Source organism: Amycolatopsis sp. cmx-4-54, from assembly GCF_046548895.1.
Classification (GTDB): domain Bacteria; phylum Actinomycetota; class Actinomycetes; order Mycobacteriales; family Pseudonocardiaceae; genus Amycolatopsis.
In genome coordinates this window covers 1-547 of record NZ_JAEBEJ010000033.1, presented here as the reverse complement: position 1 = coordinate 547, position 547 = coordinate 1, and the positions used below count along the sequence as shown (strand labels likewise).

The window sequence follows — 547 nt, the reverse complement described above, 5'->3', positions numbered from 1 at the left end:
GCCGGGCGGCGAGCCATTTCCGCAGGGTTCGGTGGACGCGTTCGTTCTTGCCGCAGGTTTGTGGGTGATAGGGCCTGGAGGCGATGGTGGTGACGCCGTGTTCTGCGAGGTGGCGTTCGAGTTCGACCATCTGCCCGCGGTGTTTGCCGGAGAAGGCCAATCCGTTGTCGGACAACACTTTCACCGGCAGGCCGTGGCCGGCGAAGGCCTGTTGCAGTGCGGCCCAGGTGTCGGCGCCGTTCTCGCTGCTCGCGGCGTAGGAGCCGACGTCGAGGCGTGAGTGGTCGTCGAGGATCTGGATGACGCAGACCTTCTGACCGCCGGCCAGGTAGTACTCCATGCCATCGATCTGCCAGCACCCGTTCGGGTCGGAGTACTCGAACCGGCGCCGGGTGCGGGGCCGCTTGCGAGGCTCGGGGTTGATCTGGCCGTGCTCGCACAGGATCCGGTAGATCGACGACGTCGAAGGCAACGGCACCACACCGGCCTTCTCCAGCCGCCAGCGAATCGAGATCGGCCCGTTGTCCCAGCCCTCGTCCGCGAGTTC

The 547-nt window shown here is 66.5% G+C and carries 1 protein-coding gene; it reads right to left on the bottom strand.

Annotated elements, in window-relative coordinates; genetic code table 11:
- Positions 1-547: DDE-type integrase/transposase/recombinase (locus ACLJQ7_RS42625; protein WP_410653876.1), on the bottom strand; the 547-nt coding region annotated here is incomplete at both ends.